16 protein-coding genes are annotated in these 22,917 nt (G+C 62.0%); 8 read left to right on the top strand and 8 right to left on the bottom strand.

Annotation, left to right across the window (positions count from 1 at the left end):
* The first annotated feature begins 87 nt into the window (after window positions 1-87).
* A complete protein-coding gene (locus V3W39_RS02335) occupies window positions 88-996 on the top strand; it encodes a LysR family transcriptional regulator (RefSeq protein WP_177115404.1) in 909 nt (302 codons plus the stop codon).
* On the opposite strand, the gene V3W39_RS02330 is transcribed toward V3W39_RS02335, so the two are convergent.
* Both V3W39_RS02330 and V3W39_RS02325 read right to left on the bottom strand, forming a co-directional pair.
* Window positions 981-1,874: a LysR family transcriptional regulator gene (locus V3W39_RS02330; RefSeq protein ID WP_259197265.1), complete on the bottom strand. Its 894-nt coding sequence runs from the start codon at window positions 1,872-1,874 to the stop codon at window positions 981-983. The genes V3W39_RS02335 and V3W39_RS02330 overlap by 16 nt on opposite strands.
* Window positions 1,852-2,784 (bottom strand): LysR family transcriptional regulator, encoded by a 933-nt coding sequence (locus tag V3W39_RS02325; RefSeq protein WP_330212144.1) that lies wholly within the window; start codon window positions 2,782-2,784, stop codon window positions 1,852-1,854. The genes V3W39_RS02330 and V3W39_RS02325 overlap by 23 nt, the downstream gene beginning before the upstream one ends.
* Window positions 2,785-2,938: 154 nt before the next feature.
* On the opposite strand from V3W39_RS02325, the gene V3W39_RS02320 reads away from it, so the two are divergent.
* The 6 genes from V3W39_RS02320 to V3W39_RS02295 all read left to right on the top strand — a co-directional run bounded on the left by V3W39_RS02320 (window position 2,939) and on the right by V3W39_RS02295 (window position 14,349).
* On the top strand, window positions 2,939-4,303 hold the full coding sequence (locus V3W39_RS02320; protein ID WP_330212316.1) for an MFS transporter: 1,365 nt from the start codon (window positions 2,939-2,941) through the stop codon (window positions 4,301-4,303).
* A gap of 85 nt (window positions 4,304-4,388) precedes the next feature.
* Window positions 4,389-5,372, top strand: coding sequence for a hydroxyacid dehydrogenase (locus V3W39_RS02315; protein WP_442968387.1), 984 nt, complete (start codon window positions 4,389-4,391; stop codon window positions 5,370-5,372).
* A gap of 97 nt (window positions 5,373-5,469) precedes the next feature.
* Entirely contained in the window at window positions 5,470-6,519 is a 1,050-nt protein-coding gene (locus V3W39_RS02310; protein ID WP_177044025.1) for a hypothetical protein, read from the top strand.
* 45 nt (window positions 6,520-6,564) lie between these two features.
* Window positions 6,565-9,594 carry a porin gene (locus tag V3W39_RS02305; RefSeq protein ID WP_330212142.1) on the top strand — a complete coding sequence of 1,010 codons (3,030 nt, stop codon included), beginning with the start codon at window positions 6,565-6,567 and terminating at the stop codon, window positions 9,592-9,594.
* Between the two features lie 10 nt (window positions 9,595-9,604).
* Window positions 9,605-12,517, top strand: coding sequence for a two-partner secretion domain-containing protein (locus V3W39_RS02300; protein ID WP_330212141.1), 2,913 nt, complete (start codon window positions 9,605-9,607; stop codon window positions 12,515-12,517).
* Entirely contained in the window at window positions 12,514-14,349 is a 1,836-nt protein-coding gene (locus V3W39_RS02295; protein ID WP_330212140.1) for a peptide transporter, read from the top strand. Before V3W39_RS02300 ends, V3W39_RS02295 begins: the two co-directional genes overlap by 4 nt.
* Here the strand turns inward: V3W39_RS02295 and V3W39_RS02290 are convergent.
* Complete coding sequence (locus V3W39_RS02290) at window positions 14,329-14,913, bottom strand: TetR/AcrR family transcriptional regulator (protein ID WP_177044021.1); 585 nt, start codon at window positions 14,911-14,913, stop codon at window positions 14,329-14,331. The two genes, V3W39_RS02295 and V3W39_RS02290, sit on opposite strands and share 21 nt — an antisense overlap.
* 114 nt (window positions 14,914-15,027) lie before the next feature.
* Between V3W39_RS02290 and V3W39_RS02285 the strand changes: the two genes are divergently transcribed.
* Window positions 15,028-15,603, top strand: a complete 576-nt coding sequence (locus V3W39_RS02285; RefSeq protein WP_177044020.1) for a flavodoxin family protein — start codon at window positions 15,028-15,030, stop codon at window positions 15,601-15,603.
* A gap of 25 nt (window positions 15,604-15,628) precedes the next feature.
* On the opposite strand, the gene V3W39_RS02280 is transcribed toward V3W39_RS02285, so the two are convergent.
* From V3W39_RS02280 to V3W39_RS02260, 5 genes are all read right to left on the bottom strand, one after another.
* Window positions 15,629-16,930, bottom strand: coding sequence for an McrC family protein (locus V3W39_RS02280; protein WP_177044019.1), 1,302 nt, complete (start codon window positions 16,928-16,930; stop codon window positions 15,629-15,631).
* On the bottom strand, window positions 16,927-18,783 hold the full coding sequence (locus V3W39_RS02275) for an McrB family protein (protein WP_256348124.1): 1,857 nt from the start codon (window positions 18,781-18,783) through the stop codon (window positions 16,927-16,929). The genes V3W39_RS02280 and V3W39_RS02275 overlap by 4 nt, the downstream gene beginning before the upstream one ends.
* 90 nt (window positions 18,784-18,873) lie before the next feature.
* A complete protein-coding gene (locus V3W39_RS02270) occupies window positions 18,874-21,315 on the bottom strand; it encodes a TonB-dependent siderophore receptor (protein ID WP_330212139.1) in 2,442 nt (813 codons plus the stop codon).
* Between the two features lie 74 nt (window positions 21,316-21,389).
* Window positions 21,390-22,349 (bottom strand): FecR family protein, encoded by a 960-nt coding sequence (locus V3W39_RS02265; protein WP_330212138.1) that lies wholly within the window; start codon window positions 22,347-22,349, stop codon window positions 21,390-21,392.
* Between the two features lie 4 nt (window positions 22,350-22,353).
* Window positions 22,354-22,875 (bottom strand): sigma-70 family RNA polymerase sigma factor, encoded by a 522-nt coding sequence (locus V3W39_RS02260; protein ID WP_177044015.1) that lies wholly within the window; start codon window positions 22,873-22,875, stop codon window positions 22,354-22,356.
* Window positions 22,876-22,917: the final 42 nt, after the last annotated feature.

Here is a 22,917-nt window from a genome sequence, read left to right as displayed (position 1 = left end):
GTGGCTAGATCTTAGGAGCGATGAACATACAGTTTTAGCGATATTTTATTATCTGATAGGATCGCTTTTTCTCATGGGAGGTGGCCGATGATCACGTTCAAGCAAATCGACGCGTTGTACTGGATTGCCGAGCTGGGCAGTTTCGAGGCGGCGGCGAACAAGCTGAACATGTCGCAGTCGGCGATTTCCAAGCGTATCCAGGAGCTGGAAGAAACCTTCGATGTGCAGATCTTCGACCGCAGCAAGCGCAATGCGCGGCTGACCGAAAAAGGTGCCGAGCTGCTGGACTACGGCAAGGACCTGCTGGAGCGCCGCGACTACCTGCTGGAACGGGTCAGCGCTCAGGAAGTGCTGGTGCGCCGGTTTCGCCTGGGGGTCACCGAGCTGACGGCATTGACCTGGCTGCCCGCGCTGGTCGAGGCATTGCGCGAGGCCTACCCCAAGGTGCAGATCGAACCGTCGGTGGAGTTGAGCAGCGAGCTGTTTCGCAAGCTCGAGAGTGATCAACTGGACCTGGTGATCGTGCCCGATGCCTACAGTGATTCGCGATTCCTGAGTACGCCGCTGGGCAGTGTGGAAAACGCCTGGATGTGCGTGCCCGGACTGATCCCTGACAACGACCCGGTCAGCCTCGGGGTGTTGGCGGACTACACCGTGCTGACCCAGGGCTCGCAGTCGGGCACCGGCCTGACTTACGAGCGTTGGCTGGCGGCCCACGAGGTGCAGCTGCCACGCACCCTGACCAGTCACAACCTGCTGGTTCAGGTGGGCCTGACTCTGTCGGGCGTGGGCGTGAGCTACCTGCCTACCGCGTGCCTTTCACACCTGGTGGAGGCGGGGGCGTTGCGGGTATTGGTCACCGAGCCGGCCTTGCCGAGCATCCGCTATGTGGCCCTGCATCGCTCGGATCGCCAGTTGGGTTTGAACCGCAATGTCGCGCAACTGGCCCGCCAATGCTGTGATTTTTCCCGGCTGTTGCTTCAGCGGTTTGTGTGAGCCGCCGCGCACTGGCTGGCCAGCTCTGCCAGGGAGGCAGTCAGGCCGAGGTGCCCATGCTTGAGGAAGGCCAGTTGATAGTTGACCGGCTCGGGCGGTGTATCCAGGAGCATTTCCTGGAGTTCGCCACGCCGGATCTCATCGCCAAACAGCCCTCGGGGTAAGCAACTGACCCCGACCCCGGCGCGAATCAACGCCACCAGCGCGAACAGGCTGTTGCTGCCATACACCCGGTTGAACTCGATCCCCGCCCGGGCAAACAACTGCTCGCAACGCTGGGTAATCCCCGAGTGCGTGCCCTGGACAATGATGGGCCACTGCGCCAGTTCCTTGAGGGACAGCGAGCGCGCATGCAGCGCGAGGCTCGCCGGCGCCAGCCAGGTAAATTCGACGGATTGCAGATCGATCGCCGCCATCGCCGGCGTCACGTAGTCCTGCGGGATCACCACCAGGTCCAGGTCGCCATCCAGCAGCTTCCTTTGCAGCGACGCCGACAGATCAACATCCGGATGCAACGCCACCTCCGGGTGAACCGCTTTCACCCGCGCCGCAAAGTCCGAAAACCAGGTCACCGTCACCAACTCCGTGAGCCCCATGCGTACCGTGCGCAGGGTGTGCCGCGACGCGCCTCGCAGCCCGTCAAGCCTGGCCAGGCTGTCGATCAAACCTTCACAGGCCTCCAGCAGTTCAGCGCCTTTGGCACTCAAGTGCGCCTTGGGCCCCGAGCCTTCGAACAGCGGCAGGCACGCCTGTTTTTCCAGCTCCTGCAAACGCTTGGTGACCGCCGATTGAGTGAGGAACAACTGCGTGGCCGCCCGCTGCAGCGTGCCGAGTTTCAGGGTCCAGTAGAACGCTTCAATCTGCTTGAGGTTGATCATGCTCAAGGCCCTCCCGCTGATAGGGGTGGTGCAGGTCGCAATGGGTATGGATCAACTCAATGACATGCCGCTGGAACGGGCTGTAGCTGTCGGCCCGGGCCAGCGCCACATACGGCGTCGACGGCAGCGGCGGCTCCACCCGCAGCCGCACCAGTTGCCCGCTCGCCAGGTAGGGCGCGGCGGTGGAGTCGGGCAGGTAGGTGACGCCGAGCCCCGACACCGTCAGGCCCACCAGCGCGGCCAGGCTGCTGCAGGGAATATGCGCCTGGGGGCTGGCGTGCCGCGCAGCCAGCCAGCGGTCGACCAGCAACCCCGAACCCGAGAGCTTGCCCTGGGTGAGCAGGGTGTAGCGGGTCAGGTCTTCCAGGGCCAGCGGGCGCTGGTGGTCCAGCAGGCCGGGGGCGCAGAACCAGCTGTTGCGCACTTCATCCAGCGCGACCTTGACCAGGCCGTTGGAGCTGAAGGCATCCGGCACCACGATCACGTCCACCTGGCCTGCCATCAGCAACCCGTGCAGGCGCACGCTGAGTTCCACTTCCGGCTCGATGCGCACCTTGGGATAGCGGGTGGCAATCGCCTTGATCAGGCGCGGCAGCCAGGTCAGGGCACTCAGCTCGGTGATGCCGATGCGCAGTTTGCGGCTCAACACCTCGGGGCTGATCAGGCAACTGCTCACGATGTCGCGTTGCAGCAGCACCTGCCGGGCGTGGGTCACGACTTCGGCGGCCATCAGGGTCGGTTTGGCGCTGCGCCCGCTGCGGTCGAACAGCGGGAAACCCAGCCAGTGCTCCAGTTCCTGGATCTGCCGGGTGATCGCCGATTGCACCAGCCCCAGGCGCGTGGCAGCGCCGTCGAAGGTGCCGTGATCGACCACGGCGATCAGCGCTTCCAGCTGTTTGAAGGTGGCCACGGGTGCGTTCTCATCTGGTTTTGGAATATTCTTAGTTCACGGAATATCCCTATGTCTACTTAAATTTCCTCGGCACTATTTGGCTCACGGCCTACTGGCGTGAATGACCCTTCACGAAGTTACCGACCATAAATCCAATAAAATCGGTGAAGAAATGAAAGCGGACTCCAAGCCTGCCAGCGGCTTTCGCTGGGTTGTGGCGGCCCTGTTTTTCCTGGCCTATATGGTTGCCGGTGCCGACCGCGCGAACATCGGCGTGGTGGTGCCCTTCATCAAGCAGGAATACCACCTCAGCAACACCGACATCGGTGCCTTGGCCAGCCTGTTTTACCTGACCTACGCCATCGTGCAGATTCCCGCTGGCTACCTGTTCGGCAAGTACGGCATCCGCAAGCTGCTGACCGGCTCCCTGGTGCTGACCTCCCTGGCCACGCTCTTGATCGGCTTCACCAGCAGCGTGCTGCAACTGAAGCTGGCGCGGGCCTTGTTGGGGGCGGCGGAAGGGCCGATCAATATCGGGATCGTGTCGATCATCAACCGCTGGTTCCCGCCGAGCGAGAAGGGCCTGGCCACCGGTATTTTCATGTCATCCATCAAGTTCGCCCCGGCCTTCGTACCGCCGTTGTGCGCCTGGATCGTGCACCTGTATGGCTGGCGCGAGGTGTTCTATTTGTTTGCCGTGCCGGGGTTCTTTGTCGCGCTGCTGTGGTGGTGGCTGGTCAAGGATGATCCGGCGGACAGCCCGTATGTCTCGCCCAGCGAAGTGCGGCATATCCAGGGCACCGAAGTGCACGGGCAAGTGGTAGCCAGGCCCATGGTGCGCATGCCGGCATGGGTCGACAGGCTGATTCGCAGCCGCGACGTCAAACCCCTGGCCGACAACAAAAGCATCCTGGCGTCGTGGAATGTGTGGGCCTGCGCGTTCGGCTATTTCATGATGGTGGGCATCACCTATTCGATCATGACCTGGATCCCGACCTACCTGATCACCGTCAAGCAGTTCTCGGTGATCACCATGGGCGCCGTGGCATCGGCCCCCTGGGTGGGCGCGGTGATCGGCAACCTGCTGGGAGGCTGGCTGTCGGACCGGGTCTTCGACAAACGCCGCAAGCCGGCCATGTTGATCAGCTCGCTGGCCACGGTGGTGATGATGTTTGTGCTGCTGCATTCACCGAGCGACCCGGCGCTGCTGGCGGCGGTATTCCTGTTGGCGGGTGTGTTGCTCAATATCGGTTTTTCGACCTTCCTCGTGTACCCCATGGGCCTGGCGACCAAGGACCGGGTGCCGTTTGCCGCCTCCATCGTCAATACCGGCGGCTCGCTGGGCGGGGCCTTCGCGCCGTTCGTGGTCGGCCTGTTGCTGGACAGCTTCAGTTGGGACTACGTATTTGGCTTTCTGGGTGTGTGTTCACTGATCACCTTCGCCATCGTGCTGACCATGATCGAACCTCGACCCGTTGCACGTGTGCAGGATCACGGCGAGCCCTTGGCATCGCCCCTGGCTCACGCCAAACCCTGAACCACTCACTTTCATTGAAGGATCCCGGATGAACGATTCGTCGCGCGTCATGCAGGTTTGTCGGCTCGATTTATGGATCAGCCCCGTGTTTGACGATCTGGTTCGCAGCGAGGCCAACCTGGCGTTGCAGGTGCTGGCTCATCAAGGCGAGGACCCGCGCACCCTGGCGGCCCTGAGCCGGGCCCATGCCTACCATGTGTCGGCGGCCAAGGACGAGCTGCCACGGGCATGGTTCGTCAACCAGGCGTTGATCGCCCAGTGCCCTGATCTGCTCTGCGTGTCTTCCGGCGGCGCGGGCTTTGACACGGTGGACGTCGAGGCCTGCACCCGCGCCGGTATTGCGGTGGTGAACCAGGCGGGCGCCAATGCGTTCTCGGTGGCGGAACACACCTTCGGTTTGCTGCTGGCGGTGGTCAAGCGCATCGTCGAGTCCGACACCAAGCTGCGCCGCGAACGGGGTTTCAGCCGTGAAGACCTGATGGGCGAAGAGATCCACGGCAACACCCTGGGGCTGATCGGCCTCGGCGAAATCGGCCAGCGCACGGCGCGCATCGCCCAGGGTTTTGGCCTGGAGGTGCTGGCGTACGATCCATACCTCAGCGCCGAGCAAATCCACGCCCGGGGCGCACAGCCGGTGACGCTGGAGGCGTTGCTGGGGCGCAGTGACTACGTGTCGTTGCACTGCCCGTTGAACGCCACGACTCAGCACCTGATGGGTGCCGAACAGTTCGCGGCGATGAAGCCGGGCGCAGTGTTTGTCTCCACTGCCCGTGGCGGTATTCACGACGAAGCAGCGCTGTTCCAGGCGCTGAGCAGCGGCCACCTTGGCGGTGCCGGCCTCGACGTGTGGGCCTGCGAGCCGCCGGCGCAGGACGCACCATTGATGACACTGCCCAATGTGGTCGCCACCTTCCACACGGCGGGCGTCACTCACGGTGGGCGGCGCAATGTGGCGAGGTCGTCGGCGCAACAGATCGCCTTGATGCTGCGGGGCGAGCGTCCGGCGCATCTGTTGAACCCGCAAGTGTGGGAGCGGTTTTGTGAACGGCTGCGCGAGGCCAGGGGGTGAACACCATATTTTTAAAGTATTCAAACCGCATTATTTAGATATTTTTCATAGGAGGACGGCGCTGATAGGCTTCGCAAAAAACAAGAGAACTGCCTACATGAAGCGCAGCAAAACCTTCGCCACCGTGCTGGTCTCCTTCGCCTTGATGGTGGGCGTGACCAGCTGCGCCAAAGTCGATATCCAGGCCGACGCCAGCGACAAGCGCGACGTCGACGCCCGCCAGGTCCTGCGCCTGGGCCATGACGATCAGGCTTACCCGTTCCTGATCTACGCCAATGCCGATCTGTACAACCCGCCCAAATCCATCGAACGCGCGGTGGTGATCGTTCACGGCGTACAACGCGACGCCGACCAGTACTTCAAGACCGGCCGCAAGCTGATGGGCAACGCCAAACTCCCTGGCGAACGCACCCTGTTGCTGGCCCCCAACTTCCTCACCCCGCAGGATTCAGGCGTCAGCGATGACATGCCGCTGTGGCCCCGGGACAGGTGGATGCACGGCATCGAATCGCAGTACGGCCACAAGGGCATCCCGGCCTTCCAGGTGCTCGATGATGTGGTGCGCTACCTCTCCGACCGCCAGCGCTTTCCGGCCCTCAAGGAAATCGTGATGGTCAGCCACTCGGCAGGCGCACAGCTGATGCAGCGCTACGCCGTGGTCAACGACCTCGATGCCGGTCTCAAGGCCCATGGCCTGACCATCCGCTACGTGATCGCCAGCCCGTCGAACTACCTGTACGTCGACGAAAACCGTCTGCAGGACGGCGCGTTCGCCCCCGTCGTGAGCATCCTGTGCCCCAGCTATAACCGCTACCGCTACGGCATTGAAGCGGCCCCGGCATACCTGCAAATGCAGCACCTGACCGGGCGCCAGCTGTTCACCCGCTACGCCGCACGGGATGTGACCTACCTCGTGGGCGCCCAGGACAATAACCCCACCAGCCGCGTGCTGGACAATTCCTGCGGGGCCAACTACCAGGGTGAAACCCGGCTGCAGCGCCAACTGACGTACGTCGGTTATGAAGGCTTCCTGTCGAACAAATGGCAGGTGCCGCTGCGCCATCCGCAGTACACGATCCCCGGTATTGGCCACAACGCCGCACGGTTGTTCGGCGATAAGGACGTCGCCCGGATCCTCTTCCCGTAAGACTCACCGCCCGCTGCGTCTCGATAAAAACAATAAGAGAACCGTATGAGCCCACACCTCCCGTTTACCCGGGCGCATCGCGCCCTGGGGCCTGGCCGCTTGACCTTGCTGGCTGCCACGTTGATTGCCCTGCACGCCCAGGCAGACACCTTGCCGTCCTCCGGCACCTTGTTCGATTCGAGCCGTTCGGTGCTGCGCCCCACCGAAAGCGGCCAGGCCGCCCGGCCCGGCAGCGTGCGTATCGAAAGCCAGAACGATGAGCCCCAGAGTGCGCCGAGCCCCTCCACCGTGAAGCTGGTGGTGCAGCGCTTTACCGTGCAGGGCAACCGGCAAGTCAGCGATGCCGACGTGCAGGCGCAGTTGCTGGCGTACACCCAACAGACCCTCGGCCTTGATGGCCTGCGGGAAGCCGCTTCAAGGGTCACCGCGTTGTACCGTGCCCGCGGTTACCTGGTGGCCCGGGCGTATCTGCCGGCCCAGGACATTCAAAATGGCCAGGTGATCATCGGGATTTCCGAAGGGGTGATCGGCCAGGTCAGTGCGCTGCCGGATGCCAACGTGCGCCTGCGTCCCGGCGTGCAGCAACAGTTTGTCGACGCCTTGCCCGCGGGCACCATCATTCGTGAACAGGACCTGGAGCGCGTGCTGCTGCGCCTCTCGGACATCACCGGGGTGGCGGTGCGCGCGATCCTGCGGCCATCGCAGCAGCCGGGCGCGGCCGACATCGTGCTCAAGCTCAGCGAGATGACCGCCATCACCGCCCGGGCCGCCATCGATAACTACGGCAACTACTACACCGGTTCCAATCGGCTCACCTCCAGCGTCAGCCTCAACGACGCCTTCGGTGTGGGCGACAGTTTTACCGTCAACTCGCAGAACACCTTCGAGGGCCTGGACATCAAGGGTGTCGGTTATCAGCAGCCGCTGGGGGCCACCGGGATCTCGGTGGGCGCCAACTATGCCGAGCTGGAATACGCCATCGGTAAAAACCTCAAGGGCGTCAACGCGGGCGGCACCGCCGAAGTGTCGTCGGTGTTCATCAACAGCTCGCTGCTGCGCTCGCGGGACAGCAACATCAACTTCAACCTGGCGGAAGATCACCGGCGTTTCGAAGACAGCGCCGGCGGCCTTACCGTGGAGAAAGCGGCGGTGTTTCGCAGCGCCACCCTCTACGGCAACTGGCGCGATGACTGGCAGGGCAGCAACGCCTGGAGCCTGTCCTACGGCATTGGTTACCTGGATAAAAACACCCCCATCGACGCGTCGCTGGATGCCCTGACCGCCCGGGCGGAAGGCCGTTACCAGAAGACCAACTTCAACTTCAGCCGCCTGCAAACCATCGGCAACGGCTACTCGCTGTTTGGTTCGGTGACCGCCCAGTGGGCCAACAAGAACCTCGACTCTTCGGAAAAACTCAGCCTCGGCGGCCCCAACGGCGTGCGCGCCTACCCGGTGGGCGAAGTGGCCGGCGACGAAGGTGTGCTGGGCCGCCTTGAACTGCGCAAATACCTCGGCAACTTTTCCGGGGCCATCGCCGAAGGCACCTTGTTCGCCGACGCCGGCAAAGTGCGGGTCAACAAGGACCCATGGGACCGCAGCGAAAACCACCTGAGCCGCTACGGCTACGGCCTGGGCGTGAACCTCTACCACCGCGACCTGGTGATGAATGCCAGCCTGGCGTTTTCCCCGGGCGACGATCCCACCAGCGACGACCGCGCCGCCAAGCGCCTGTGGTTCTCTGTCACCGGCTCGCCCCAGGCGTTTGCCGGGCTGGCCAGTGACCTGGGTTCCAAGGGCGAGGATTTCGCCGTGGCCGAGACCGACACGGTGATCTACGGCGACTTCGGCATCGTCCCCGAATACGTCGACCGTCACGGCGCCACGCCGGCCGCGCCCGCCAACCAGAACCGCCTGGCCACCCCGAATGGGCGCAATATGTCGAGCTTCTGGCGTGCCCGCGATAACGTCTCGGCCATCGGCGTGCACGGCGGCTACGGCCTGAGCGACGACTGGAAACTGCTCTGGCAACTGGAATACGGCATCTCGATGAACTACACCGCGAGCGACGACAAATCGGTGAACCCCTCGGCGTCCCCGAGCACCAAGTTGCGCAACACCGGTGCGGCGTTCAACAACACCGATTACGGCACGTTGTTGTATGGCGTGTGGGACATGCCGATGAAAGAAGCCACCACCACACTCGATCCGTTCAACGGCAAGACCAGCGCCGCGTACTTCAACATCATCGGCTCGCCGGGCTTCAGCGCGGGGTTGTCGACGAATGTTGTCGGTCCGCAAAGCTATGACGACACGGCGGTGAATGGCGACGCGGCGTTCAACCGGCGGCAGTCCGGCGTGGTGGAATACTGGACGCCGGTGTGGAACGGCCTGCAGCTCAAGCTGGCGTACTCGAACAACGGCATGAGCGTGGCCAATGATGTGGACAAGGGCTACGTCTACGGCACCAGCCTGACCTACAACAACGGTGGTTTCACCGCCGTGTTCGCGGCCGAGCGGCACATCAACTATTTCGGGATTGCCGACCTGGGCCGCAACGCCCGGGGCCTGGGCAGCAGCACCCATGTCACCGACGGCACCTCGTCGGACGATTTCAGCTTCCGCTACGGCCTGGGCTATGACTTTGGTGACACCGAACTGTCGGTGATCGCCGATGACCTGTCGTACTCCGAAGACGGGGTGGTCAACACCAGCACCACTTCCAGCGACCTGTCGCGCTACCGCCGCCGCGCCTACCTGGTGGGCGCCTCCCACAAGATCGGCGCCTGGACCTTGAAGGCCACCTACGGCAAGGCCCTGCCTGGCAAGTGCGAGATGATCGGCGCGGCTGCGCCCGACTGCGATACCCACGGCATGGGGGCCACCCAGTACGCCGTCGGCGCCAACTACAAACTGACCAAGCGCATCGACCTGTTCGGCCAGTACGTGCTGTTGAAAAACAATTCCCTGGCCAACTACAACTTCGCCCTGACCGGCGTCACCGCGGCCAGCGGCTACTCGCCGGGCGCGGGCACCACCATCAGCGCCATCGGCACTGGCATCAACTATTCGTTCTGAGGAGAAGGCCATGAAGACGCATCCATCCAAAGCCGAATTGCCGGTGCTCAAGCCCCTGAGTTTTGCCGTGTTGTGCGCCCTGTACAGCCTGGTGCCCATCCCGGCGCTGGCCCTGGACAGCAACGCACTGCCCACCAACGGCCAGGTGATCGCCGGCAGCGGGACCATCGTCAGCAACGGCAATGTAATGACGGTGCACCAGGGCAGCGACAAGCTGATCGCCACCTGGGACACCTTCAATATCGGCAGCGGCGCCCAGGTTAATTTCCTGCAACCGGGCGCTTCCTCGATTGCCCTCAACCGCGTCACCGGCAGCGACGGTTCGCAGATCCTCGGGCACCTGAATGCCAACGGCCAGGTGTTCCTGATCAACCCCTCGGGCGTACTGTTTGGCGCCGGCTCGATGGTGGATGTGGGTGGCCTGGTGGCCAGTTCCCTGGACATCTCCAACAGCGATTTCATGGCCGGTAAAAACGTATTCGCCGGGCAAGGCAAGGGGGCGGTGATCAACCAGGGCACCATCAATGCCAAAGACGGCGGCAGTGTCGCGCTGCTCGGCAGCCAGGTGCTGAACGAAGGCACAGTGGTCGCGCGGCTGGGCTCGGTGGTGCTGGGCGGCGGCGAGAAAATCACCCTCGACTTCAACGGCGATGGGCTGATCAACCTGGAAGTCAACGACCCGGCAATCGGCGCCAGTGTGGTCAACCGCGGGCTGTTGAGTGCCAACGGTGGCGCCGTGGCCATGAGCGCCCGGGACTCCCAGGCGATGCTCAGCAATGTGGTGAACAACGAAGGCGTGATCGAGGCCCGCAGCCTGGAACAGCGCAACGGCCGGATCATTCTCGACGGCGGCAGCAACGGGGTGGTGGTCAACAGCGGCGTGCTCGATGTGTCGGGGCGCAATGCGGGCGAGCGGGGCGGCAACGTGACCATGACCGGCCAGTACGTCGGCCTGTTTGACAGCGGCCGTATCAATGCCGACGGTGATATCGGCGGCGGCACCGTGCTGATGGGCGGCGACTATCAGGGCGGCGGCAATGTGCATGAGGCCGACAGCACCTTCATGGGCCAGGACGCGCACATCAGCGCCAACGCCTTGAGCAGCGGCGACGGCGGCAAGGTGATCCTCTGGTCCAAGGACAGCACCCAATTCCACGGCGGCATCAGCGTCAGCGGCGCTGGCAGCCAGGGACGTGGCGGGTTGGTGGAGACCTCCGGGCATGCCCTGGAAATCACCGGCATCGTCGACCTCAGCGCAGTGTCCGGCCAGGGCGGTACCTGGCTGATCGATCCGTTCAATATCAACATCACCAAGGGCGCCAGTTCCGGCACATCCACCGGTTCGCCGTTCACGCCGAATGCCGGTGGCAGCTCCAACCTGAGTTCGGCGACCCTCAACGCATCGCTGTCCGAAGGCGCGAAGATTCTTGTGTGCACCTCCTCGGGCGCCGGCACGTCGGGAGACATCAACGTGCTGGACAACGTCAAGGGCGTGGGCAACGCCACCCTGACCTTGCAGGCCCACCGCAATATCGTGATGACCAATACCAGCATCAGCGCCGCCGACGGCAAGACCTTGAACGTGTCGCTGTATTCCAACTTCAACAACAGCGGCAACGGTTCAGTGGCGCTGAGCAACGCCACCATCAGCACCAACGGCGGCAACCTCACCATCAGCGGTGCGGTGCAGCCGGACCAGTCCTGGGCCAGCACCAACGTCAGCAACGGCACGGGGATTTCCCTGAGCAACGGCACGCGGCTCACCACCAAGGGCGGCGACGTGAACCTGCGGGGCGCCACTTCTTCAACACTGGCGGCGGGCTCCACCGCGACGGCGATCACCATCAGCAACAGCACCATTGATGCCGGCGGCGGCAATATCAGCCTTACCGCGTTGCAAGCCAGCAGCACTGGCACCGGCGATGCGTTCGTGCTTACCGGCGGCAGCAAGCTGCTGACGGCGGGCGCGGGCTCGATCACGGTGGACAGCACCAACCTGGGCAGCGGCAACGGCACACGGATTTTCAGCACCAGCAACACCATCGCGGCCAGCGGCAGCGGTAATGTCACGTTGCGCGGCAGTGCCGTGTCGGGGGCCGGCGTGCTGGTGTGTTCGACGGCGGCGACTTCCGCGCAAACCCTCAGCGTGGGTGGCGGCACCTTGACCATTGAAGGCAGCAGCGGCTCCGGGCGTGGCGTGTTTATCGCGTCTTCCGGCACCGGTACGGTCACGCTGAACGCGGCCCAGGGCGGTGATATTTTTATCGATGGCAGCAGTGACGGAGATGCGGGCACGACCCTCAACTCCACCGGCACCGGTTCGGTGATCAACGTGTCGACGGCCAGCGGCGACATCACGTTGAACGGGCGCGCCGGGCCGGCTTCCAGTGCGGCGGGCTTGAGTATTCGCAGCGGTGCGTCGGGCCCTGGCAATGGGGTGAATATCCTCTCCGGCAGCGGCGATATCAGCCTGCAGGGTACGGCGCAAGGTTCGGGCGCCGGGATTGCCTTCAGCGCCACCAATGCCAAGGGCTACAACAACGTGATGACCGGCGCCGGCGGCAATATCACCCTCAATGGCAGCGGCGGCGGTGCAGCCTTGAGTTTCGATCACGGCAACAACCTGCTGCAGGTGGCGGACGGGTTGCTGCGCCTGAACCTCGATACACCCTCCGCCAACTACATCACCCACACCGACGACGTCACCACCCTGACTGCCAGCGGCAGTGGCGCGGTGCTGATCAGCCGTGGCGGGCTGATCCACAACGGGCTGCTGGAAACCGCCAGCGAACCCACTCGCCAGTACCAGCAGGCGCAAGCCGTGGGCGGTGCCTGGAGCCAGCCGCTGGCGCCGGACTATCACCTCACCGCAATGGGCAGCGCCGCCGACGAGGTGAACATCGACGTGGTGCAAACCCGATGAATGATCCGGTGTTTTCCCTCGAGACGTTCGAATACCTGTGCTACACCCGCGACCACGAAGGCGGCGCCCGGGAGTTGGTGCGCCTGCTGCAGTTGATCGATCGCAACTACGGAAAACTGTCGGAGCAGTTCTCATTGTCGGTGTCCCCGGCGATCAGCCCGGGAGAGCTGGAAAGCCACGTGTTGACCCGGCTCACCAGCGCCATCACCGCGTTGTTTTCCGACCCGGGTTTCAGCATCAGCCCCAACGGTTTTGGCCAGCTCATCAACCTGCAACGCTGGCTGTCATCACTGTTTGCCGCCAGCGCCTTCGTCAACTGCGACCACATCCTGCGCTCGCTGAACCTGCTGGGCCCGGGCGGCGATTACCGGATTGCCGAACAGGACCTGGTGAAGTTCTGCCTGCTGTATTCCCCCGAGTCGCAATTGCCGCTGGATGTGGAACTGCTGTGGGCGCAAAACCCGACGCTGGCGGCGGCGCTGTTCATGGCGTTGATGTCGCCGCGCTTTCTCGGCACCCCGGCGGCCCATTCCAAGCGCGAGGCGTTATTGGCCTGGTTGCCGGGGCGCCTTGAGCAACTCGACAGCCTCGACGCGCTGCCGCTGAACGTGCTGCACGATGTGTACATGCATTGCAGCTACGCCGACCTGCCGGAGCGGCACCGCATCAAGGCCTCGATCAATACGCTGATCGAACGCAAGCTGGAAAGCCTGGGCATCCGCAGCGTGGTGCCACAAGCACCGGTCGCCCGGGAGAAGCCGCTGATGCTGGTGCTGCTGGAATGGTTTTCCGGCGGGCATTCGATCTACCGCACCCACTCGCTGACCCTGCAGGCCGCTCGACGGGATTTTCACGTGGTCGCAGTCGGCTACGGCGCCAACGTGGATGCGCTGGGGCGTGAAGTGTTCGATGAGTTTATCGAGCTGGCCCGGCCGGATGACTTGTTCGCCTGCCTGCGGGAACTGACGGCACTGGCCGAATCACGCCGGCCCGAGGTGTTCTACATGCCCAGCGTCGGCATGTTCCAGATCACGATGTTTGCCAGCAACCTGCGCTTTGCACCGTTGCAGGTGGCGGCGCTGGGGCATCCGGCAACTACCGGTTCGCGGCATATCGACTGCATCAGCGTGGAAGATGATTTTGTCGGTGATCCGGCCTGCTTCAGCGAGCACCTGCTGCGCTTGCCTGCCGATGGCCAGCCGTATCGTCCGTCGGCCATCAGCGTCGACCTGCCACGGCTGGAGCGGCTCGACGCGCCGGTGGTGAACATCGCCATTGCAGCGACCACCATGAAACTCAACCCGACGTTTTTGCGCGCATGCCAGGCGATCGCCCTGAGCACCTTGCGCGAGACTGGCAAGCGCGTGCGTTTTCACTTTTTGGTGGGCCAGGCCCAGGGCCTGTTGTTCCCGCAACTGGTGCGCCTGATCGAGCGCTACGTGGGCGATGCCACCGTGTACCCGCACCAGCCGTACGCGGATTACATGGCCACCCTGAATCGCTGCGACCTGTTCCTCAGCCCGTTCCCGTTCGGCAACACCAACGGCATCATCGATGCGCTGACGGTCGGCCTGCCGGGCGTATGCAAGACCGGGCCGCAGGTGTTCGAGCATATCGACGAGGGGTTGTTTCGCCGTGTCGGCTTGCCCGACTGGACCATCGCCCCGACCCTTGAAGCGTACGTGCAGGCGGCGGTACGCCTGGCCGGCAATTACGCCGAGCGCAGTGCGTTGTACCGCCACCTGGCGTCGCCGCAGCCGTTGCAAACCTTGTTCAGCGGGCGGCCCGAGGCGTTGGGCGAGGCGTTGCTTTCACGCATCCGCCAGCAGTAACGTGGAGGCCAATGCGAGGAAATCCTCGTACGGCTCGGTGGTGCGGTCCACCTTGCCGCGCAGTACGCTTCCCTGTAGCGCATTGATCAAAAAGCGCGCCGTCGCCTCGGGCTCCAGCCCGGCGCGAAACTCCCCGCTGGCCACGCCCTCGCGCACCAGTTGTGCAAAGGGCCTGGTCCACTCCGCAAGGATATCCACCAGGGTGTTGCGCACGTCGTCGTGGCGCATGCTCATCTCGGCGGCCAGGTTGCCGATCAGGCAGCCATAACCGTAGGTCTCGCAGTCCCCGGGCGTGGAAATCCGCACCAGAGCCTCAAGCTTTGCCCGGTTATTCAGGTCGGGGTTAGCCAAAATGGCTTCCGCGTTGCCGGTCCAGCCTTTGAAATAGCCCTTGAGGGCTTCACTCGCAAAGGCTTCCTTGGAACCGAAATGCCCGAAGAACGAGCCTTTCTGCATCCCGGCCTCTTCCACGATGGCGTCCACCGAGGAGCCTGCATAGCCCTGGCGATGCAGCACCGCGATGCCTGCTGCCAGCAGCTCGTCCTTGCGTGAGGGTCGTCCCATGGTTATGCCCGCCTTTTCAAAAAACCGTTGAAAAGAGTCTAGGGCCGCCTCTTGACGAGAGTCAAACCGACTGGTCAGTATGCTTACTCTCAAATCTTGACAGGACAGCTGCACATGACCAACACAGTAGTGGTGTTTTTCTCTGGCTATGGCCATACCCGCCGCGTCGCCGAGACCGTGGCTGAAGGTGCAGGCGCGCGGCTGCTGGAAGTGGACGAACACGGAAATATTCCCGAAGACGGCTGGGAACTATTGAGCGCCGCCGACGGGATTATCTTCGGCACGCCAACCTACATGGGCTCCAGCGCCTGGCAGTTCAAGAAGTTCTCGGACGCCACGGCCAAGTATTGGTTTACCCGGGGCTGGCAAGACAAGGTGTTTGGCGGCTTTACCGTGAGTGCCAGCTTCAGCGGGGACAAGCAGGTCACGCTGATCGGCCTGCAAACCCTGGCCTCCCAGCACGGCGGCATTTGGGTCAGCCTGGGCCTGCTGCCGGCCAACACCGTGGCCGCCACCCGTAACGACGTCAACAACCTGGGCGGCTCGGTGGGCCTGATCGTACAGGCCCCGGCGGATGCGGATGCCTCAGGTATTCCCGAAGGTGACATGAAGACCGCGCTGCTCTACGGCGAGCGGGTGGCGAAGATCGCCGGGCGCCTCAAACTCACCAGCGATACGTCTGCGAGTTGACCGGCAGTCATTCATCACCATTCACCTATCCTGCTGTGAGTGGAGCGGTTGAAACCTCTCCACTCAGTAACCCAAGCAGTTGCGCGGGTACCCCTGACAGGTCGTAGAGGGAAACTTCAGCGATTTTGATACAGACATCCGATCCCTCGACTTGAAAGCGCTTACGTATATTTTGAAGTTCGCCAGCGTCGGGATTCCAGGGATAAAGCAAGACAATAGAGTCGCACTGATGCTGTCCGGCGTAGGCATACATCTGATAAAGATCCGACTGTAATACACCGGCTTTGCGTTGTTTCGCGAGCAGGCGCTTCCATTTAGTGTCAACAATGCAGCTTATAGTGTCGCCCTCTACGATCACGATATCGGGTCGAAGCTTGAACAGGCGCTGGCCGGAGGCTACCTCTTTAACCAGATAGCGTTCCGAGTGTTGTAGCCGTACCCTTTGCGTTGGGTGTTGGCGCAGGGCTCGTTGGAAAGTTTTACCTATATAGCCTTCAAATAGGTCATTCATGTCGAACAGCAGTGCGAATGACTGTTGTGCTCCTGCGTAGATATCAGACGTATTACCTGTAATAAACAACTTCGCCAGCTCCCAGCACATGCGGAAGCGTTCAGCACTGCGATCCAAGGTTATTTGAGCAATGTTCAGCCGATTGATGGGGACGTCAGATACCGCCGACAAATGCAGCAGCAGTTCTCTGGCTGCCTGCTGAGTCCGCTCCGATTGCGCCAAACGCAGCATTCGCCCGATGACCCATTTGAACGCTTGGTTAAGCGGATGATTTTCATCGAGCTCATCAAACTCACAGGCCATGCGTTCCTTGTGAATGAAGTTGCGGGATACTTGTTCATCCAAGAGCAAGCGCCCACGTACTACAGGTAGATCGTCCTCCTCGACACGGTAGCGTTTCACCAGGCCATGGCGCAGTTGTGCGGTAAAGGCATTACAGAAAAAACGCATCAGCAAGTCGAGCCAGCTTCCTGAGGTGTGTGTCAGGTCAGCCAAGTTGGTGTGACTTAGTTCAAGATCGTGAGCGACCAGTAGCATTTGCAGAAGATTTTGCCGAACGACGGGAAGGTCGCTTAGCCCCTCAGGCTCGATTTTCGGAAGAAACTCAAGCAGTCGATCACCTACCTGGACACTTCCCACGAACTGGCGAGGACGTACTTTGGTTCTTGAGATGTGTTCGATGATCGTGATATTCAGCTGCTTTCCGAGCGCCTCCAACGCGTCGAGTTCATCGTGTGTCAGCACCGATTCCGTTGGGCTGGAAAGTGCCTTGCACACGGTGATGGGTAGGTATTCCCGAAAGCTGACGACCGTCATTCGTAAATGGCTCGGATCATGTCAGGTGTCAGCTTGCTGGCGATTTCATAGCGAGTGCGATTTTGGATAACGTCAATATCATCCCCCAGTACCTCGAGTGCATCCTCTTCGTACTCTCGTACGATCTGCAGGGCATATTGCTTCTTGCCGCTATCTTTGAAGACCAGACGAATCTTGGCCCAGTCATCGAAAAAGTACTCCTGCAACAATGGAATTATTCGGTTGAAAAACCTCGACTCCAATGCACCAAAGTCTTTGACGTCTGTCAGGTAGGCATGGCCCAGGGTGTGATTGCGCCCGACCAGAAAAACGATTCGGCGATTGAGCGTATCCAGCAAGGTTTGCAGGTTGATGCCTTCTACTACTTTTCCCTCCAGTATTGAGGCATCTGGCATCAACTCCCGGAAATCGAAACGGCGACGCAATGCGGTATCGAGCAACGCGATAGACCTGTCGGCTGTATTCATGGTGCCCAACAGGTACAAGTTCGGTGGCAGGCCGAAGGGCAGTTCGTCCGGGCTGTAGGGCAGACGCACGGTCAGTTCGTTTCTTTCGCCTAGGCGCTTGTCGTCTTCAATCAGTGTGATGAGCTCACCGAAAATCTTTGCGATGTTGCCGCGGTTGATTTCATCGATGATCAGTACATAACGCTTTAAGGTGATTGGGGTATGCACGACGGGTTGCCCGAGTTCCAGATCGGTTTCCTCGAGCAGTTTCAATGCGGCGTAATAGGACGATCGCGTGTGAATCCCCGTGTCGGCTGGCTTATTGATATTTGCGCGATTTGCCCAAAGCTTGCGCAGTTGGGATTTGGCAACACTGAACTGTGTGTTGGATCCCGGCTTGGTCAGTAACAGACTCTTCTCACGCACACTAACTCGGACGTTCACCTTGGTCTTGTTGTAAAGCGTGGCCTGGACGAAACCGGAGGTCGCTTCCTCGACATCTTCCAGGACCTGTTCGAATGCCCTGTCAAATCGTTCCGTATCACTCAGGGTCGTTCCGGCGGTTTGCAGGCTTGCATGCCAGTTGGCCGTTGCGGCGTCGGCGATTCGCTTGAGTATCCCAGGTTCGACCTGATACGACAGTTGACCGTCCACCGTGTCTGGTCGAATACCTTCCACGAAGTCCTGATAAGAATACGAGGGATGGAAGGTTACAAAATCAATCTGGCCTTCTTTTCGGTAATGGTCGAAGCGTGCCTTCGTGTCCGTATAAGCCGCCGTATTGAGCACGTCAGCAAGCGCCACCGACTCGACGATCGCTACCGATTCGGCCACCGAGCGGTAGGTTTTACCGGTCCCTGGAGGGCCAAAGAGAATTCGGTTGAGTGGCCCTGGCTCCGCCGCCTGCAGTTGGGGGACACGCAGAAATTCAATAGTGTCGTCTATGGGTTCCAGATTCATGAGTTCCGCCAGTTTGAGTCCGAAGTAAGGTTGGAGCAGGGTTTGTTCAAACTCCGGTAGCTCTGCTGTCGGGACCGAGAAGAAAGTCGAATTGCCTTGAGGCGTCCACTTTTTTTTGCTGTCCCGATAGGGCGTTTGTTGGCTGGAGCGTCTTAGTAATTGATACGGACGTTTTTGCCAGCCCTCGTCATCGACCTTGGCCGGGCCGCAAAAACGGGCCAGAGCCTGTACGGCATTGCCGTGGCAGAGGTAGAACAATGTACCCTCCGGTTCACCTTTGAAATGCTTGCCTTGATTGACCTTGGTATCTCTGTGCACTACAGCAAGCCGGTTGCTCACGAAACTGGCATGTTGGTCGGCGGTAAAGGTTTTTCCGCCGTGAGATAGCTTCCAGATCTTGATGTTTTTGGCGTTAAAAGCGGAATCGTCCTTTTGCGGCTCGTCCATTTCCACGTAGTGCCTTCCTGATAGGTGAGTGAAGCGTTAGGCCATAGTAGCAAATAGCCTTTAGCTTTCACTCCCCATACGCATTCGGACTCACCAGCGATACGTCACCGAACTCACCAACTGGCGCTCATCGCCATACCGGCAAATCGCGAACTCGCAGTAGGTGTAGCGTTTGTTGGTGACGTTGTTGGCGTTGAGCGCGACTTCCCAATGCGGGTCGATCTCGTAGCTGGCGCGGGCGTCATACAGCGTATACGCGGGCATCTCTGACGGCACGCCGGAGGCTTGGGTGGTGCCTTTGTAGCGCGCTCCACCGCCGATGCGCAGTTGCGGCAAGCCGAGTTCGGCCAAGCGGTAATCGGCCCACAGGGCGGCCTGGTGGTAGGGCGTGTCTTCGCTGCGCTGGCCGACTTCACTGGCGATATTGCTTTTGGTGATGCGGGCGTCGATGTAGGCGTACGAGCTGATCAGGCTGAGGTTCGGCGTGACTTCGGTCTTGGCCTCCAGCTCCAGGCCGCGGGAGCGTACTTCGCCGGTTTGCACCGAATAGGTTTGGGTGAGGTCGGTGGGGTCCTGGGTCAGTACGTTTTTCTGCACCAACTGATACACGGCGGCGCTCAGCAAGGTGGCGCTGCCTTCGGGTTGGTAGCGAATGCCGATTTCGTATTGCTTGCCTTCGGTGGGCACAAACGCTTGCCCGGCCTTGTTCACGCCTGCCACCGGGAAGAACGATTCGCTGTAGCTCAGGTAGGGCGCCAGGCCGTTGTCGGCCTTGTACACCAGGCCAGCGCGCCAGGTGGTGGCCTCGTCGCTCTGGCTGGTCTTGGCGGAGTTGCGAAATAGTTCGGTGTCCTGGTCAGCCCAGTCATGGCGGCCACCCAGCACGGCAATCCAGTGTTCGTCGAAGGTGATCTGGTCCTGGAAATACACGCCTTTTTGCAGGGTGTCGATCTGCGATCCCCGGTCGGTATTCGGTGCGCGGTTGACCACCACCGGCTGGTTGTTGACGTAGTTCGCCAGGTTCAGCGACGGCGCATTGCCACGGAAGTTGTGAGAGTCGTAGCTGGTGTCATAGCCGTCGAAGCCCAGCAGGAAAGTGTGCTGCCAATCGCCGAACTGCCATTTGCTTTCGATGTTGGTATCGCTGGCCAGGCCACGGGAGCGTTCGACGCGGTCGCTGTACTGGCGGCGCAGGATGCCAGTGTTTTGCGCGGTCGCGATGAAGGCCGGCGTGGCGTTCACTTGCAGGTACCGCCAGGTCACCTCCGACTGGTAATAACGCAGCTTGTTGCTGATACGGGTGTGCTCGTCGAACCGGTGCTCGAACTCGTAGCCCAGCGCCGACATCTCGCCGTTCATTTCGTCGTAGTTCGGGTCGCCGATAAAGTCGTGGCGGCCGATCTGGAACTTGCCGTCGCCGACGCCTTTTACCAACTGGTAGGGCAGTGGCGCGGAGAAGCGGGTCTCGGTCTTCTGGTAGAACGACAACAGGGTCAGCGAGGTGTCGTCATCCGGGCGCCAGGTCAGGGCCGGGGCGACGTAGACCTTGTCGTTGTCGATGTGGTCGGCGCTGGTGTCGCTCTTGCGGTCCAGCAGGGTCAGGCGGTAGCTCAAGGTCTCGCTGTCGCCCAGCGGGCCGGTGAAGTCGGCGGACAATTGCTTGCGATTGTTTTGCCCGGCCTGCACGTTCACTTCGTGGTACGGCGTCTGGCTCGGGCGCTTGCTGACGGTATTGATCAGCCCGCCCGGCGACAGTTGGCCGTAGAGCACCGAGGCCGCGCCGCGAATCACTTCGGCGCGTTCCAGGCCGTAGGGTTCCTGCACGCCGTCGTAGGAGTTGTTTTGCAGGCGCAGGCCGTCACGCAGGGAGCCGCCGGTGGCCGACTCGACGTCGAAACCACGGATGCGGAAGCGGTCCGAAGTGCGGTTGAAACTGGTGGGCTGGCTGGTGAAACCGGGCGTCAGGTCGAGGGTCTGGGACAAGGTTTCGGATTGGCGATCACGGATCTCGTCACTGGTGACCACCGACAGTGATTGCGGGGTTTCGATGATCGGTGTGTCGGTCTTGGTGGCGCTCAGGTTACGGGTGGCCACGTAGCCTTTGACGTGTTCGGTGGAAGCCTCTTCGGTCAGCCCGGTGACGGCGGTGGGCGCCAGTTCGAGGGAGCCGGTGGTGTTGCTTACCGGCGCCAGCACAAAACCGTTGGCGCCTTGTACGGCCTGGAAACCACTGCCTTGCAGCAGCCGGGCAAAACCCTGGTTGACCGCGAACTCACCCTGCAACCCGGCGGTGCTCAAGCCGGCCACGCTGCGCGCGTCGAACAGCAATGCCACATGCGCCTGCTGGGCGAACAGGTTCAACGCCGGGCCCAGCGCACCGGGTGCAATGGCGTAGCGCTGTACCTCGCTCTGGGCCGCCGCCGGCGTGCTGATGCCCAGGCCCAGCAGGGAAAACGTCGCCAGGTTGATCGCCAGGGCGAGGGGCACAAAAGAACGCTTGGGGTGGCGCGAAACGCTGAAGTCCGACGGCATGGAAGAGGTTCCTGTGATGAGGTGCTTTCTTCCTTGACGGGGCGATTGCAAAAAGCGGAACCCGGCGCGCCGATTTATTTTTCGCGCTCGATCTTCAACCACAGCGGGCTGAACGAGCGCACCCGCACCGGGAACGCATCGCTGATCAATTGCAGCGCCCGCCGTGGCTCATCCAGCGGCAGTACCGCCGACACCCGCAGGTCGGCCAGTTGCTCGCGGTCGAATTGCAGGTGGCCGCCGTACTGGCGGGCGAGCTCGTCGAGCACTTCCGGGAGCGGGCGGTCCTGGACCACCAGTTGGTGGTACTGCCAGGCGTCGTTGGTCGCCCGGGTGTCGACATGGCCCAACCGCGTGACCGCCTGCGCAGTAATGCGCGCTTGCTCGCCGGCACTGACTTCGACGGCAGGGTGGTGGTTGGCATCCTGGGCGGCGACCTTCGATTCAAGCATGGTCAGCAGCGTGCCGGGCGCCTCGCGCTTGACCGTGAAGCGGGTACCGAGGGCGCGCATTTGTCCGTCCTCAGTCACTACGATAAATGGCCGAGTGGCGTCATGGGCCACCTGCACGAGGATCTCCCCGCGCAGCAGTTTCACCTGGCGTTGCTGCGGGTTGAAGGTCAGGTCCACGGCGCTGTTGCCGCTGAGGATCAACTGCGAGCCGTCGTCCAGGTCGATACGCTGCCACTCGGCCGGTGCGGTGCGCTGGTCGGCCAGCAAATAACTTGGCGGATAGCTGCGCAGCAGCAATGCCAGGGGCAGGGCGAGCATCAACCCAAGCACCACTCTGCCGGCCGGGTTGCGCCGACGTTTCACCAGCGCCGCATCCAGCGCGGCATGCACCGGCGCGTGTTGCGGGCGCAGGGCCTGCAAGCGGCCGACGAAACCTTGCAGGCGCTCGATCGCGGCAGCATGGTGCGGGTCCTGGGCTTTCCATTGTTCGAACTGCAGGCGCTCGCGCTCGCTGAGGTTGCCGTCGTGCAGGCGCATCATCCAGTTGGCGGCCTGCTCGTCGAGGCTATGCGGGGAATCAAGCATCGGCTCAAACATCCAGCGCGTGGTGGCAGTGCACCAGGGCGTTCATCAGGTGTTTGCGCACCATGCGCTCGGAAATCCCCAGGCGGCTGGCGATTTCAGCCTGGCGCAGCCCTTCCAGGAAATGCATCAGGAACGCCTGCCGGGCATTCAGCGCCAGGCCGTCGAGCACGAACGCGATCTGCTCCAGGGCTTCGAGGGTCAGCAGGATCTGCTCCGGCGATTGCTGGCAGCTTTCCAGCAGGTCGACGGTGAGCGCCAGTTCCCGCAGGTACGCGTCCTCGATCTGGCGGCGGCGGGCGCGGTCGATGATCAGGTGGCGCGCCGTGGTGGTGAGAAACGCCCGAGGCTCACGCATGCCGCCCAATGCATCGCGGGACGCGAGGATGCGCACGAAGGTGTCATGGGACAGGTCCGCCGCGTTTTGCGGGCAACCGAGCTTTTTGCGCAGCCAGCCGAACAGCCAGCCATGGTGCTCGGCGTAGAGCATATGGACGGCCTGGTTCAAGGGAAGGTCGCTGGCGGACATGGCGGGAGTGTCTGCGGATAAGAATTATTCGCAAGATTAGCG

Source organism: Pseudomonas sp. Z18(2022) (genome assembly GCF_036346535.1).
Lineage (GTDB): Bacteria > Pseudomonadota > Gammaproteobacteria > Pseudomonadales > Pseudomonadaceae > Aquipseudomonas > Aquipseudomonas yamanorum_A.
Note: the sequence above shows the minus strand (reverse complement) of the source record. Positions and strands in the feature narration are given on the sequence as shown.